Genomic DNA, 14,580 nt, shown 5'->3' on the forward strand with positions numbered 1-14,580 from the left:
CTGCGACGCGGTTGGGATGTCAGCCACGGACTACTTGCCCAGGAACTTGTCGAAGCCCTTGGGGAGGTTGAGCGATGAGGGATCAAAGTCTGCTGCCCCTTGCCCGAACGCTGCGCCCGTGGGGGCTGCCGAGGCTGCGTTTGCCCGTTTGGCTTCGGCATCACGAAGCTCCTGGGCTGCCTTGGCAGGGTTGCCCGAGCGCGCCTTCTTCTTGGGGGCGTTCTTGCCTCCCTTGCGTCCGCCGCCGGGGCCTCCAAGGCCGGGCATCCCGGGCATGCCCGGCATGCCACCGCCCTGAGCGAGCTTTTTCATCATCTTCTGGGCCTGGGCAAACCGCTCCAGCAGGCCATTGACCTCAGACACGTGCACACCGGAACCCCTGGCGATACGGGCGCGGCGGGAACCGTTGATGATCTTCGGAGCCACACGCTCGTGCGGTGTCATGGAGCGGACGATTGCTTCGACGCGGTCGATCTCTTTTTCGTCGAAGTTCTCCAGTTGCTGCCGGATGTTTTGCGCACCCGGCATCATCATGAGCATCTTTTTCATGGAGCCCATGTTGCGGATCTGCTGCATCTGGGCGAGGAAATCGTCCAGGGTGAAGTCTTCCTGGTCAGCGAACTTCTTCGCCATCCGGGCGGCTTCGTCCTTGTCCCACGCCTTCTCCGCCTGTTCAATCAGGGTGAGTACGTCACCCATGTCCAGGATGCGGGAGGCCATGCGGTCAGGGTGGAACAGTTCGAAATCGTCCAGGCCTTCACCGGTGGATGCGAACATGACCGGCTTACCGGTCACGGACGCTACCGAAAGCGCGGCACCACCGCGGGCGTCGCCGTCGAGCTTGGAGAGCACGATACCCGTGAAGTTGACGCCTTCATCGAAGGCCATCGCCGTGTTGACGGCATCCTGGCCGATCATGGAGTCGATGACGAAAAGGACTTCGTTGGGGATGATCGCTTGACGGATGCGGCGAGCCTGATCCATCATCTCGGCGTCGACGCCAAGGCGGCCGGCGGTGTCAACGATCACGACGTCGTGCAGCTTCTGGCGCGCTTCCTCGACGCCGGCCTTGGCCACTGCTACCGGGTCACCGGCAGGGTGCTCGAGCTCGGACGTAGCACCGGGGTGCGGAGCGAACACGGGGACGCCCGCGCGCTGACCAACAACCTGAAGCTGGGTGACTGCATTGGGGCGCTGAAGGTCACATGCCACCAGCATGGGGCTGTGACCCTGGGCTTTGAGCCACTTGGACAGTTTGCCGGCGAGGGTGGTCTTACCGGCACCTTGGAGGCCGGCAAGCATGATGATGGTGGGGCCGGTCTTCGCCAGGCGGATGCGGCGGGTTTCGCCACCAAGGATCTCCTTGAGTTCCTCGTTGACGATCTTCACGATCTGTTGGCTCGGGTTCAGTGCTCCCGAGACTTCGGCACCCAAAGCGCGTTCACGGATACGGCCAGTGAACTCGCGGACCACGGATACGGCAACGTCCGCATCCAACAAGGCACGGCGAATCTCGCGAACGGTGGCGTCGACATCAGCCTCGGTGAGGCGGCCCTTGCCACGAAGGTTCTTGAAGGTAGCTGTCAACCGGTCAGAGAGTGAATTGAACACGCGCCGTGCACTTCTTTCGATGGTCTACGAATGGCGGCCAATGCGGCACGCCATAGTCTTGACGATTCTTGCCCCGGCAAATATGTCTCAACTACGGGACTCGACTATCTAGGGTACCAAGTCGCACCTGCAAGATGGCATGCTGGCACAGTGACCAGCAAAACAACTGTAAAAACGTTGCTCATCCTCGGCGCGTCCGGGGACCTGACAGGCAGGCTGCTCCTGCCCGGGCTAGCCGGGCTCCTGGCTTCCGGCCGTGCGCCCGGGCTTCGACTGGTGGGGGCGGGTTCTGACCCTTGGTCCCCTGAACAGTGGCAGGAACGGGTGCATGGCGCCTTTGCTGCGGCGCTGGATGCAGCCGACGTAGAAGGCCGCGCTGCTCTGGCTGCAGTAGCCGGAGCAACCGAATACCATCAGCTGGATGTCACGGCAGACGGGCCTTTGGCGGAACTGCTGGCCAGGTTGGAAGGTCCGGTAGCCATCTACTTCGCTTTGCCGCCCCACGTCAGCCAGAAGGCCTGCGAGGTTCTCCACCGGGATCAGCTGCCCGCGGGAACGCGTTTGGTGATGGAGAAGCCATTCGGTTCGGGAACAGAATCTGCGCATGAGCTGAACAAGACACTCGCCGCACTGGTGCCCGAGGACCACATCCACCGCGTAGACCACTTCCTTGGCAAAGCCACGGTGTTGAATATCCTGGGTCTTCGTTTTGCCAACAGGTTCCTTGAACCGGTGTGGAACCGCGATCACATCGAAAAAGTAGAGGTCATCTTTGACGAGGACCTGGCACTTGAGGGCCGCGCCCGGTACTACGACACCGCCGGGGCGCTCCGCGACATGATCCAAAGCCACCTCCTGCACATCATGGCCTTCCTTGCCATCGATGCCCCGGCCACCATCGAGGAAAGGGACCTACGTGACGCCGTGGCGACGGTCCTGCGGGCCAGCAGCATCAAAGCCCCGTACACCGATTCCACACGCCGGGCCCGATACGCTGCGGGAACTCTCGGAGAACGAGCAGTGCCGGATTACGCTGCCGAGGACGGCGTGGACCCGGCCCGCAATACTGAAACGCTTGCCGAGGTCCGGGTGGACATCGACAACTGGCGTTGGAAGGGCGTGCCGTTCATCCTCCGTTCAGGAAAAGCCATGGGACGCCGGCGCAAGGAGGCCGTGATTACCTTCCGTCCGGTCCCCCACCTTCCCAAGGGATTTTCGGGCGTGGACTCCCCCAACCAGCTGCGGATCGGCTTCGGTCCGGACGTGCTCCAACTCGACGTCGATGTGAATGGCCCAGGCGATATATTCACGCTGGACCGCGCTAGTTTGGTGGCCCAGCTCAACGCAGCCGGAATGCTGCCCTATGGAGAAGTGCTGGAAGGCATCCTCAACGGAGACCCTTTGTTGTCCGTTCGCGGCGATACAGCCGAGGATTGCTGGCGGATCATCGAGCCTGTTCTTCGCGCCTGGGAGGGTGGCGACGTCCCGTTGGAGGAGTACGACGCCGGCAGCGCGGGGCCGGCGGACTGGCCCACCGTCGTCGAGGACTAAAGAAGGTGTGAATTAGGCACTGCAGCACCGCAAGCGGGCCGGGTACCTTGACTGGTACCCGGCCCGCTTTTTGTTTCCGTGAAGGACTTAGATTGCGGCTGCGCCGCGCTCTCCGGTCCTGACCCGAACTGCTTCGTAGACATCCACGGTCCACACCTTGCCGTCACCGGCGCGGCCTGTGTTTGAGCTGGCGATGAGGACATCCAGGATGTCGTCTGCCTGCTCGTCGGTAGCCAGGACCTCGATGCGGATCTTTGGCAGGAGGTCCACGTTGTACTCGGCCCCGCGATACACCTCGGTGTAGCCGCGCTGGCGGCCGTAGCCACTGGCTGCGCTGACCGTCAGGCCCTGGACCCCGTATGATTCGAGGCCTTCCCGGACTGCTTCAAGCTTTTCGGGACGGACGATCGCTGTGATGAGCTTCATGCCTGGACACTCTCCTTGCCTTCTGCGGGGGCCTTGGCTGCAGCGGGGTCGGACTTTCCTGTCACGGCATTGTGCAGCGGCTGGAAGCTACCACCGTGGCCGTTGACTCCGAACTCGTAGGCCGTCTCAGCGTGGAGGCTGAGATCGACGCCCACGTTCTCCTGCTCCGTGGAAACCCGGAAGCCCATGGTCTTGTGGATGGCGAAGGCGATGATGGCCGTCATGATGGCCGAGAAAGCGATCGCGATGCCTGCCGCTGCGAGCTGTGCCCACATCTGGGTCCAGCCGCCGCCGTAGAAGAGGCCGCCGCCGACTCCGTCAGTGGACTTGGCGATGAAGCCCAGTGCCACAGTGCCGATGATGCCGGAGACGAGGTGGACGCCTACAACGTCCAAGGAGTCATCGAATCCCCAACGGAACTTCAGGCCAACTGCCAGGGCAGAGGCGACACCGGCAACGACACCCAGGCCGAGGGCGCCAATGGGATCCACGTTTGCACAAGCCGGGGTGATGGCTACGAGACCGGCTACGACACCTGATGCTGCGCCGAGCGAGGTCGGGTGGCCGTCACGAATGCGTTCAGTGATGAGCCAGCCGATCATGGCTGCTGCCGGGGCTGCCAAGGTGTTGATCCAAATGAGGCCCGCTTGCTCGGCGGTGGTTGCTGCGCCGCCGTTGAATCCGAACCAGCCGAACCAGAGGATCGCAGCGCCGAGCATCACGAACGGGATGTTGTGGGGACGGTGGTTCGGGTCCTTGCCGAAGCCGCGGCGGTTACCGATGATGAGGACCAGAACCAGGGCCGCAACACCAGCGTTGATGTGGACAACAGTGCCTCCGGCAAAGTCGATGGCGGGGCCAAGTGCCTTGCCAATGGCGCCTTCGGCGCCGAAAAGTCCGCCTCCCCAGACCATGTAGGCCAGCGGGCAGTAGACCAAGGTGACCCAGACCGGAACAAAGATGCTCCAGGCACCGAACTTGGCGCGGTCAGCGATCGCACCGCTGATCAGGGCGACGGTGATGATGGCAAACGTTGCCGCGTATCCGATCTTGATCATTGCGTCCGGAGTGGTTTCAACTCCCATAAGGCCGAAGGCAGCAAACGGGTTACCCACAATTTGCATGAAACCTTCGCCGGAGCTCATCGAAGCGCCCCACAGCACCCAGACGACGCCCACGATGCCGATGGAGATGAAGCTCATCATCATCATGTTCAAGGCTGCCTTGGCGCGTGTCATGCCGCCGTAGAAAAATGCCAGACCAGGTGTCATGAACAGCACAAGCGCCGCCGCCACCATGACCCATACGTGACCTGCGGTAAGTTCCATGGTGCACGTTCCTCTCTTGCTAGATCTGCGGTTCAACCGCTGTCCTGACGCCGTTTGCGTCCTGCTTAAGAGTTTTGTGCCGCCGTGTTTCACCTGCGCAGGTTTTACATTGCGGGCTCGTTACAACAACCTCCCCAACGTAAATGGTGCATATCCCTGATGTTACGGATATGTTTCAGGCGTCGGACTTCACAGGAAATACCCGGTTTCCGACCACATACACCTCAATATCCCCAGAAGCATCAACAGAAATCCCACCAGAAGGACCATCACCGTATGACCGAGTCGCCCAGATCCGTCAAAGCCCCAAGGATCAGGCCCGAGAAAGCTCCCCTTCCGCGCGATATCAAGGTGATGTTGGTCGCGGCATTCCTGATCGCGCTTGGCTTTGGCTTGGTGGCCCCGGTTCTGCCGCAGTTCGCTACGACATTCGATGTTGGGGCCACGGCCGCCGCCGTGATTGTCAGCATTTTCGCCTTCATGCGGTTGGTCTTCGCCCCTGCCGGCGGCGCCTTGATTGGACGGTTCGGTGAGCGGAACGTCTACGTCACCGGTTTGTTGATCGTGGCCGTCTCCACCGCGGCATGCGCTTTCGCGCAGGACTATTGGCAACTACTAATCTTCCGGGGCCTTGGAGGGGCCGGCTCTGTGATGTTCACCGTTGCCGCCATGGGACTCCTCATTCGTCTCGCACCGCCCGAGCGTCGGGGCCGCGTGTCCGGGGCTTACGCCTCCGCATTCCTGATCGGAAGCGTCCTGGGTCCAGTCGTGGGAGGTTTGCTGGCAGGCTTCGGCCTCCGGGTACCGTTCCTTGCCTACGCTGGAGCACTGCTGGTGGCCGCTTTGGTGGTGCGCACCATGCTCAGCGGGGAAGGCAAGGCAGCCGAGGACGCTACACCGGTCCCGGCCATGACGCTCAAGGAAGCCTTGGCGGACTCCGCTTACCGCGCCGCCATATTTTCGAGTTTCGGCAACGGCTGGGTGACCTTCGGTGTCCGAATGGCCACCATCCCGCTCTTCGCAGTTGCGGTCCTGCAGTCAGCGCCGGAGACCGCCGCTTGGGCGCTGGCCATCTTTGCCGTGGGCAACGCCTTGGCGCTGACCTTCAGCGGGCGGCTCGCCGACGCTTGGGGACGTAAGCCCCTGCTTATCCCGGGCCTGCTGATCACGGGCGCAGCCACCGGCGTCATCGGGCTCACCACCGACCTGACGGCATTCCTCATCGCGTCCGCGGTAGCGGGTTTCGGTTCAGGCTTACTGGGCCCGGCACAACAAGCGGCCGTCGCTGATGTTATCGGCCGCGGACGCTCGGGAGGGAAAGTACTCGCCATCTTCCAGATGGCGGCCGACACGGGTGCTATTGTCGGTCCAATTGTTGCCGGCTTGCTCGCTGACCGCCTCGGCTACGGATGGGCGTTCGGCATCACCGGAGGGGTGCTTATCCTCACCGCAGTGGCATGGCTGCCGGCACGCGAGCCCTCGAAGCACTCCCCCTCCGGTGACGACGCTAGTTGAGCAGTGCGTCCACAAAGCTTTCAGCGTCAAACGGTGCGAGGTCGTCCGGACCTTCACCCAACCCAATGAGCTTCACCGGAACGCCCAGTGACTTTTGGATGGCCACGACGATGCCACCCTTGGCGGTTCCATCCAGCTTGGTCAGCACGATGCCCGTGATGTTCACCACCTCGGCGAAGACGCGGGCTTGATTGAGGCCGTTCTGTCCGGTGGTGGCGTCCAGGACCAACAGGACCTCATCAACCTCGGCCAGCTTCTCAATTACCCGCTTGACCTTGCCGAGCTCATCCATGAGGCCCGTCTTGTTCTGCAAGCGTCCTGCGGTGTCGACCATGACCACATCGACTTCCTGATCGATGCCGGCCTTGACTGCTTCATAGGCCACGGAAGCGGGATCGGCGCCGTCAATGTCGGACTTGACGGTGGGCACGCCCACGCGCTGACCCCACGTGGCCAACTGCTCCGCAGCAGCTGCGCGGAAAGTATCAGCGGCGCCCAACAGGACGTCCTTGTCTTCGGCTACCAGCACACGAGCCAGCTTGCCCACTGTGGTGGTCTTGCCCACGCCGTTCACGCCAACAACAAGCACGACGGCGGGACGGTCAGCCTTGCGCTCGACGTTCAGGGATCGGTCCATGGAAGGATCAACCAGCTTGATGAGCTCCTCACGCAACATCGCCTTGACGTCCTCGGGGCTGCGTGTGCCCAGCACCTTGACGCGCTCACGCAGGGCATCGACCAGCTGCATGGTGGGTTCGGTGCCGAGATCGGCCAGGAGAAGGGTCTCCTCCACCTCGTCCCAGACGTTTTCATCGATCTTGTCGCCCGACAGCAGAGCCAGGAGGCCTTTGCCCAGGATGTTATTGGACTTGATCAAGCGGGCACGGAGGCGGGTGAGCCTGCCTTCCACCGGCGCCGGAGTGTCAATCGCGATGGTTTCGAGCCCGGCGGCGTCATCCGGGACGTCCGTATCCTCGACGGTCCCGTCGAAGGTCGGAGCCGGGACCTGCACCGCATCCGGGCGGTCCTCCACAAGGGTTCCGCCGCCTGCTGCCGATGACTGAAGGGGGTCGTTCGCGTCGCGTGTTCCGGGGTACTTGGCTCCGGTCTTCCGGGCTTTCATCAGTACCGGCACGAGTCCGCCGACCACTACGAGCGCAGCGAGAATGGACAGAATTATGGGTAGGAAATCGTTCACTCCCCTACCTTCTCATAAAGCTATGCCCCGGCACCGAGCCTCTGGCTGATGACCGTAGAGACGCCGTCGCCCCTCATAGTGACTCCGTAAAGCGCGTCGGCCACTTCCATGGTGCGCTTCTGGTGGGTGATGACGATCAACTGGCTGGACTCACGCAGTTCCTCGAAGATGGTGATGAGCCGGCCCAGGTTCGTATCGTCCAAGGCCGCCTCCACTTCGTCCATGACATAGAACGGCGATGGACGTGCTTTGAAGATGGCCACCAGCAGCGCCACTGCCGTGAGTGAGCGCTCCCCGCCGGAAAGCAGCGAGAGCCTCTTGATTTTCTTGCCCGCCGGCCGGGCTTCTACTTCAATTCCGGTGGTGAGCATGTCGTCAGGATCAGTAAGCACCAGCCTGCCCTCGCCGCCGGGGAAAAGCCGGGCAAAGACGTGGTCGAACTGCGCTGAAGTATCAGCAAATGCCTCAGTGAATACCTGCTGGACACGGTTGTCCACCTCTTTGATGATGTCCAGCAGGTCTTTGCGGCTTGACTTGAGGTCCTCGAGTTGCGAACTGAGGAACTGGTGCCGTTCTTCCAAAGCAGCGAACTCTTCCAACGCGAGGGGGTTCACTTTGCCCAGCGCCGCCAGTTCCCGTTCGGCCTTCTTCAGCCGTTTCTCCTGCTCTGCCCGGACGAACGGAATTCCCTCAATGATGGCCTCGCCGTTCTCATCAACGGGCGCTCTAAGTTCAGCCCACTTGTCGGTGGTGGCACCAGGGGGCAGCGGCACCGGTCGATCGGGACCGTAGTCTGCGATGAGTTGTTCAGCGGAGAGGCCCAGTTCTTCGATGGACCGCGTCTCCAAGGCCTCGATGCGGAGCCGCTGCTGCGTCCGGGCCATCTCGTCCCGGTGAACGGAGTCGGTAAGTTGGGCAAGCTCACGGGCCAGGGCATCGTTCACCGTGCGGACCTCGCTGAGTTCCTTTTCCAAGTGCTCCCGCTTTTGCTCGGCAAGGTCTCGATCATAACCAGCCAAATCCACCGAAATATCGATGAACCGGAGGGTCTGTTCCACAGCTGACGCGACTGCCGCGGCACGCTGGGCCTGGGCGCGTCGGCGTTGAGCCCGCCGTGCGGCTTCTTCACGGGCGCGACGTTCGGTCGCTGCTGCCCGCTCAAGCGACGCGGCCCTGTTGCTGATGGCCCCCAACTGCTCCTCGGATGTGCGGAGGGCGAGGCGGGCCTCCGTTTCCAGTGCCCGGGCGGTTCTGGCCCTGGCGGCGAGTTCGTCCCGTTGGTCTGTGGACGGTTCCTCGTCCGGAGCTTCCTGGGCCGCGGCGAGGCGCTCCGCCGCAACTTCGAGGTCCAGTTGAGCTTCGGCGATGTTCGCCTCAGCCTTGGCCATGGAAGCTGCGAGCCGTTCGCTTTCGCCAACGGCACTGCGAAGAACCGAATTGAGGTGGCCCAAGCGCTCGGCTACCGCTGCAAGCCGCGCATCCGATTCGTGCAGCCTCTCCAACGCGGCGTCGGCGCGGTCCTGCGCTTCAGCGCGACGCGATTGAGCCCCGGCCAGGGCGAAGCGTCCACGTTCCAGACGGGCTGTGACCTCCTGAAGCCGGGCAACGGCGTCGTCAACTGCTGCCTGGACCTCAAGCAGCGACGGCGCGTTGGCCGATCCTCCTGTGATGGTCAGGGAGGTGAGGATGTCACCTTCCCGGGTGACGGCCCTGAGGTCAGGCTGTTTCGCTATGAATGCTGCCGCCGCCTCCAGATCATCGACGACGGCGGTTCGGGCCAGGAGCTTGAGCGCCCCTTGGGCAGCGGGATCAGCAATCGTGACAACATCCGCCGCCCAGCGGCTACCTCGGGGAAGCGCGGGGTCGGCTTGCTCGTCTTTACCGGCGGTGTTACCACCTGCAAGAAGCAGTGCTGCCCGTCCGCCGTCGTCTTCCTTCAACAATCGAATGGCGGCTACAGCCATATCCGTATCGGCAACCACCAAGGCGTCGGAGGCACTCTCCAAGGCAGCAGCAATGGCGGCCTCGTAGCCCGGCTCAATGGAGACCAGCGCGGCCAGAGGTCCAAGCACGCCCTCGGCCGTGAGCAGACTTCCGGAGCCGTCCTTGCGGTTGAGCCCAAGCTGAAGCGCATCGCGTCGCGCCGTCAGCGCGTCCCGCTCACGGACGGCTTCCCGCTCAGAAGCTTTTAGTTCCTCGATTTCCGCCAGGACTGCGTCCAGGACGTCATTGGCATCCTCGTACTCAGCGTCAAGGCTCTCTTCCCCATCTTCAACGCCGGCCACTTGCGACTCGAGGGCAGTGAACTCGCTCTGGGCTTTGCGGCGCCGTTCATCACCGGCAGCAAGAGATTCCCTGAGGCGACCACGTTCGGCCTCGGCAGCTTCAGCCCTGGACCTGGCCGCGGCCACCTGCCCTGCCAGCCTGGCCAGCCCCTCCCGTCGGTCAGCGGCTGCCCTCAGCATGGCCGTCAAGCGCTTGTCCTCCGCAGCTGCGAGTGCTTCGACCGAGTCCTTGGCAACCGTGGCTTCCAGGAGCGCCGCTTGCTTTGCAAGGATGTCGTGCTCAAGTGCGGCCTGTTCCTCACGGACCCTGGCGGCTTGGCGTTCGAGTTGCTCGGGGTCGCGTCCTGTGTCGGCGGGGACCTCCGAGGATCCCAGGAGCCTCCTGCGCTCGGTGGCCAGTGACCCTAGTGAGCGGAGTCGTTCCCTGTTCGCTGATAGCTGGTACCAATGGTCGCGAGCGGCGTTGAGCCGTGGTGTGGCCTCGGCAGCCTGTTGCTCCAAGGCAGCTTGGCGTCGCCTCCCCACACCCAGCTCTGCCTCAACCACTTGGCGGCGCTCCTTGAGCGCTGCTTCGTCGGCGACGTCCTTTTCAAGGGTTGTGGTCAGTTGCACGAGGTCATCTGCTAAAAGCCTGGCGCGGGCATCACGGACATCGAACTGGACTGTTTGGGCACGGCGGGCTATTTCTGCCTGCTTGCCCAAGGGGGTTAATTGCCGCCGTATCTCTGCAGTGAGGTCACCGAGCCGTGCGAGGTTGGCCTGCATGGCTTCCAGCTTGCGGACAGTCTTTTCCTTGCGGCGACGGTGCTTAAGGATTCCTGCGGCTTCTTCGATGAAGCCGCGGCGGTCCTCAGGGGTGGCATGGAGGACGCGGTCCAGCTGGCCCTGTCCAACGATGACGTGCATTTCGCGGCCGAGGCCGGAATCGGAGAGGAGTTCCTGGATATCCAGAAGCCTGCAGGGTGCACCGTTGATGGCGTACTCGGACCCACCCGTCCGGAAGAGGGTCCGGGAGATGGTGACTTCGCTGTACTCGATGGGGAGCGCGTTGTCCGCATTGTCGATTGTCAGGGCTACATGGGCTCGGCCCAGCGGTGGCCGGCCTGAGGTGCCTGCGAAGATGACGTCTTCCATCTTGCCGCCACGGAGGGTTTTTGCGCCCTGCTCTCCCATGACCCAAGCCAGGGCATCCACCACGTTGGATTTGCCCGAGCCGTTGGGACCGACGACGGCGGTGACGCCCGGCTCAAAGTCGAACGTCGTGGCCGACGCAAACGACTTGAATCCTCGGACAGTCAAACTTTTCAGGTGCAAGGCGCTTCGGTTCTCCTGGGTGGCCCGGGTGTCTGTATCCCCTAAATCTACTGCCTGCAAAGGGATACTTAGCGGATTCGTTCCTGTGATCCGGTTTGGACTTGAACTTCTGTTCGGTCACGGCTGGATCCGGTCCCGATCTTTGGAACAGTACTGCCCCTACCAACGTCCATTCCGGGGCCGCGCTTGGCATACGGGGCAGGTATAGGAAGAACGGTTCATAAACTGTTCCCGCTTAATGGTGCTGCGGAGGCCTATTGCCTCGCATCGACCGCACAATTCACCAGCACGTCCGTAGGCATTGAGTGACCGCGCGAAGTACCCGGAATCACCGTTTACATTGACGTAAAGCGAGTCGAAACTAGTCCCTCCCGCGGCAAGGGCAGCGTTCATGACGTCTTTCACTGCTTCTACCAGCCGCTCAGCATCCGCGCGGCGAAGTGTGTCCGTGGCCCTGGCGTAATGGAGGCGGGCGCGCCACAACGCTTCGTCCGCGTAGATGTTGCCGATGCCTGAAATAATCGACTGGTCCAGCAGCGCCCGCTTAAGGCCGGTTTTACGGCCCCGGACTTTGCGGTAGAACGCGTCGAACGAGAAGTAGGGGTCAAGCGGATCCCTGGCGATGTGTGATGCTTCTTCTGCGATTTCCGGCAGGGGCGTTTCGCCCAAGCCGCCAGGGCCGCCGTCGGCAGTCCGCACCAGGGACGTCACGAACAGGCCGCCGAAAATTCTTTGGTCCACGAACCGCAACTGCTCCGGCATACCGTCTACGGGGCTGAGCCTGATCCTGACTTTAAGGTGCTTTTCATCCGGAACTTCGGGGTCCTGCATCAGCAATTGGCCGCTCATTCCCAGATGCGCCATCAACGCGACCTTCGGGAGGCCGTCCCTGAGGTCCGGCGAAATTCCTGGGTCGGTTTCGGGCGAGCCGGACATGGCCAGGGGCATCCAAAGGAATTTCCCCCGCCGCACGACGTCCATCACAGTCGCTTGCTCAAGATTGCCGATGAAGTCTTCGGTTCCGAGTGTGTGTCGTCGGATGGAGCGCGGGTCGACGACATCCACGCCGGTGATGGTTCGGCCACGGACCCAACGGGCCAAGCCGCGTCGGACTACCTCTACTTCTGGAAGTTCAGGCATCCGGGTTCAGGAGGAAGCAGGACCGGCAGTAGTGGGATCCAGGGCGGTCAGAGCACGCCACGCATCAGCTGCAGCTTCCTGCTCCGCTTCTTTCTTGGAGTGACCCGAGCCCCGGCCGTAGGGAGTTCCGCCGATGTTCAGTACTGCCTCGAACGTCCGGGCATGGTCCGGACCTGAACCTTCCACAGCATAGTGGATGGCGCCCAGCTGCCGACTGGCCGTAAGTTCCTGGATGCTCGTCTTCCAGTCAGTTCCCGCCCCAAGTGCACCTGCATCCTTGAGGAGCGGTCCTACCAGGCGCATGACCAGTTGGCGTGCGGTCTCGATATCGTTCGAGAGATACGTGGCACCGATCAGGGCTTCCATGGTGTCAGCCAGGATGGAGGCTTTGTTCTTGCCATCGGTAAGCTTCTCGCCTTGCCCGAGGTAGATAAACTCGCCCACGCCAATCTGCCGGCCAATCCCGGCCAGTGCGCGCGTACTGACGACGGCCGAGCGTCGCTTTGCGAGCTCGCCTTCGGGCAGCGAGGGGTTCTCACGGTAGAGAGAGTCGGTCACGGAGAATCCCAGTATGGAGTCGCCGAGGAACTCGAGGCGCTCGTTGGTGGGAATCCCGCCGTTCTCATACGCGTATGAGCGATGTGTCAGAGCAAGACGAAGCGTCTCGGTGTCAATCGAGACACCGAGACGCTTCAGAAGCTCTTCAGTTGAAGACATCCTTAGTCAGCCTGTACGGCAGATTAGGCGTCTGCGACCTTGCGGCCCTTGTATTCAAGGAACAGCGCGGTGCCGGCAGAGTCAGTGACGACCTTTGCCTGGTGCGGCAGGCTGTAAGTAACCTGACCGTTTTCGATGGTCTTGACCAAGTTGGGGGCAGTTGCCTTCCACTGGGCACGGCGGGCGCGTGTATTTGCGCGAGACATTTTCCGCTTGGGAACAGCCACGGCTATCTCATTTCTCTCTTAGACGAACACTTACTAATCGGTTTGCCGGTCAGTCTTAGCCAGATCAGCTAGGGCAGCCCAGCGAGGGTCAATGACCTCGTGGTGGTGCCCCGGCTCGTCTTCCAGGCGCGCTCCACATTCGGAACACAGGCCCTGGCAGTCTTCCCGGCACACCGGCTGGAACGGCAGCATAGTGACAACTGCGTCCCGCAACACCGGCTCAAGATCGATTAGATCGTACTCGACTCGACGTTGCTCTTCATCGTCTTCTTCGCCTGAAAGCTCAACGCCTTCATAGAAGAAAAGTTCTTGCACATTGACCTCGAGGTCATACGCAAGGGGATCCAGGCATCGACCGCATTCGCCGGTTACTTCGACGACTACGGTTCCGGATACCAGAATTCCTTCGTGTACGGCCTCAAGACGAAGATCCAGCTCGATATCCGAGCCTTCCTTTACGCCAATGAGCGCCACACCAAGGTCACTTGGCGCAGGTACATGCTCGTTGAGTGTCCGCATGGTCCCTGGACTACGTCCAAGGTCCTTGACTACCAGCGCCAAGGGCGAACTTGCATCTCGCTTAATGAGAACTCCTGTAGAACATATGACCGACGTACCATCTTAGCCTGATCACGCTTGAGGACTCAAACCGACGCCGGGCGCGCGTGAATGCGCGGTGGTTTCAGCTTGGGGAACTCTGCGCGAAGGCGCAAGGTACCCGACAAGCCTACCCCTTGCGCGGCGGTTCTGTTGGCGGCTCGCCAGCAAGGAGCCTCTTCAGCACCGATTTGGGGACAAAATCGGAGATATCTCCACCGAGGACGTTGACCTCTTTTATCAAGGTGGAGGAAAGGTGCACGTAATGCGCTTCCGCAGGCAGGAAGACCGTTTCGACGCCGGCCAACTGGCGGTTCATGGTGGCCATGGGCAACTCGTAATCGAAGTCCGACGATGAACGAAGACCCTTGACTATGGCCGAGATACCTCGGTGGCGGCAGTACTCCGCCAGCAGGCCTTCACCCATCGGCTCAACGATGATGCCGCGCAAGGAGGCCAAGGTTTCCCGCGCCATCTCCATTCGGTCCTCAAGACTGAACCTGTACTTCTTGGCGTAGTTGGTGGACACGGCCACGATGACTTCGTCGAACAGGCCGGCGGCCCGGGCGATGACTTCGAGATGTCCATTGTGGATAGGGTCAAAGGATCCAGGGCATACCGCGCGTCTCATGAGACGAACCTACCCCATGGCTTCGCCGGGATACCATGTC

At 62.0% G+C, this 14,580-nt stretch carries 12 protein-coding genes; 2 read left to right on the forward strand and 10 right to left on the reverse strand.

Annotated elements, in window-relative coordinates; all coding sequences use genetic code 11:
• Positions 1-30: 30 nt before the first annotated feature.
• Positions 31-1,611 carry a signal recognition particle protein gene (gene ffh / locus ACIQTW_RS02565; protein ID WP_011775126.1) on the reverse strand — a complete coding sequence of 527 codons (1,581 nt, stop codon included), beginning with the start codon at positions 1,609-1,611 and terminating at the stop codon, positions 31-33.
• Positions 1,612-1,641: 30 nt separating this feature from the next.
• On the opposite strand from ffh, the gene ACIQTW_RS02570 reads away from it, so the two are divergent.
• The gene (locus ACIQTW_RS02570; RefSeq protein ID WP_402933384.1) at positions 1,642-3,162 is read left to right on the forward strand and encodes a glucose-6-phosphate dehydrogenase; all 1,521 of its coding nucleotides are present in this window, start codon (positions 1,642-1,644) and stop codon (positions 3,160-3,162) included.
• A gap of 87 nt (positions 3,163-3,249) precedes the next feature.
• Here the strand turns inward: ACIQTW_RS02570 and ACIQTW_RS02575 are convergent, their stop codons facing one another.
• The gene (locus tag ACIQTW_RS02575; protein ID WP_011775128.1) at positions 3,250-3,588 is read right to left on the reverse strand and encodes a P-II family nitrogen regulator; all 339 of its coding nucleotides are present in this window, start codon (positions 3,586-3,588) and stop codon (positions 3,250-3,252) included.
• Positions 3,585-4,916 carry an ammonium transporter gene (locus tag ACIQTW_RS02580; RefSeq protein WP_402933387.1) on the reverse strand — a complete coding sequence of 444 codons (1,332 nt, stop codon included), beginning with the start codon at positions 4,914-4,916 and terminating at the stop codon, positions 3,585-3,587. Before ACIQTW_RS02580 ends, ACIQTW_RS02575 begins: the two co-directional genes overlap by 4 nt.
• A gap of 276 nt (positions 4,917-5,192) precedes the next feature.
• Here ACIQTW_RS02580 and ACIQTW_RS02585 point away from each other — a divergent pair, with 276 nt between their 5' ends.
• Positions 5,193-6,431 (forward strand): MFS transporter, encoded by a 1,239-nt coding sequence (locus tag ACIQTW_RS02585; RefSeq protein WP_402933390.1) that lies wholly within the window; start codon positions 5,193-5,195, stop codon positions 6,429-6,431.
• On the opposite strand, the gene ftsY is transcribed toward ACIQTW_RS02585, so the two are convergent.
• The 7 genes from ftsY to coaD form a co-directional block, all read right to left on the reverse strand.
• Positions 6,424-7,629 (reverse strand): signal recognition particle-docking protein FtsY, encoded by a 1,206-nt coding sequence (ftsY, locus tag ACIQTW_RS02590; protein WP_402933393.1) that lies wholly within the window; start codon positions 7,627-7,629, stop codon positions 6,424-6,426. The two genes, ACIQTW_RS02585 and ftsY, sit on opposite strands and share 8 nt — an antisense overlap.
• Positions 7,630-7,649: 20 nt before the next feature.
• Entirely contained in the window at positions 7,650-11,228 is a 3,579-nt protein-coding gene (gene smc / locus ACIQTW_RS02595) for a chromosome segregation protein SMC (RefSeq protein WP_402933396.1), read from the reverse strand.
• A 159-nt stretch (positions 11,229-11,387) separates the two neighbouring features.
• Positions 11,388-12,368 carry a bifunctional DNA-formamidopyrimidine glycosylase/DNA-(apurinic or apyrimidinic site) lyase gene (gene mutM, locus ACIQTW_RS02600; RefSeq protein WP_402933399.1) on the reverse strand — a complete coding sequence of 327 codons (981 nt, stop codon included), beginning with the start codon at positions 12,366-12,368 and terminating at the stop codon, positions 11,388-11,390.
• A 6-nt stretch (positions 12,369-12,374) separates the two neighbouring features.
• A complete protein-coding gene (gene rnc / locus ACIQTW_RS02605; RefSeq protein ID WP_017199629.1) occupies positions 12,375-13,085 on the reverse strand; it encodes a ribonuclease III in 711 nt (236 codons plus the stop codon).
• A 23-nt stretch (positions 13,086-13,108) separates the two neighbouring features.
• Positions 13,109-13,312 carry a 50S ribosomal protein L32 gene (gene rpmF, locus ACIQTW_RS02610; RefSeq protein ID WP_011775139.1) on the reverse strand — a complete coding sequence of 68 codons (204 nt, stop codon included), beginning with the start codon at positions 13,310-13,312 and terminating at the stop codon, positions 13,109-13,111.
• Between the two features lie 33 nt (positions 13,313-13,345).
• Complete coding sequence (locus ACIQTW_RS02615) at positions 13,346-13,873, reverse strand: DUF177 domain-containing protein (protein WP_017199628.1); 528 nt, start codon at positions 13,871-13,873, stop codon at positions 13,346-13,348.
• Positions 13,874-14,039: 166 nt separating this feature from the next.
• The gene (coaD, locus tag ACIQTW_RS02620; RefSeq protein ID WP_402933404.1) at positions 14,040-14,540 is read right to left on the reverse strand and encodes a pantetheine-phosphate adenylyltransferase; all 501 of its coding nucleotides are present in this window, start codon (positions 14,538-14,540) and stop codon (positions 14,040-14,042) included.
• Positions 14,541-14,580 lie beyond the last annotated feature (40 nt).

Source organism: Paenarthrobacter sp. NPDC090517 (assembly GCF_044769165.1).
Lineage (GTDB): Bacteria > Actinomycetota > Actinomycetes > Actinomycetales > Micrococcaceae > Arthrobacter.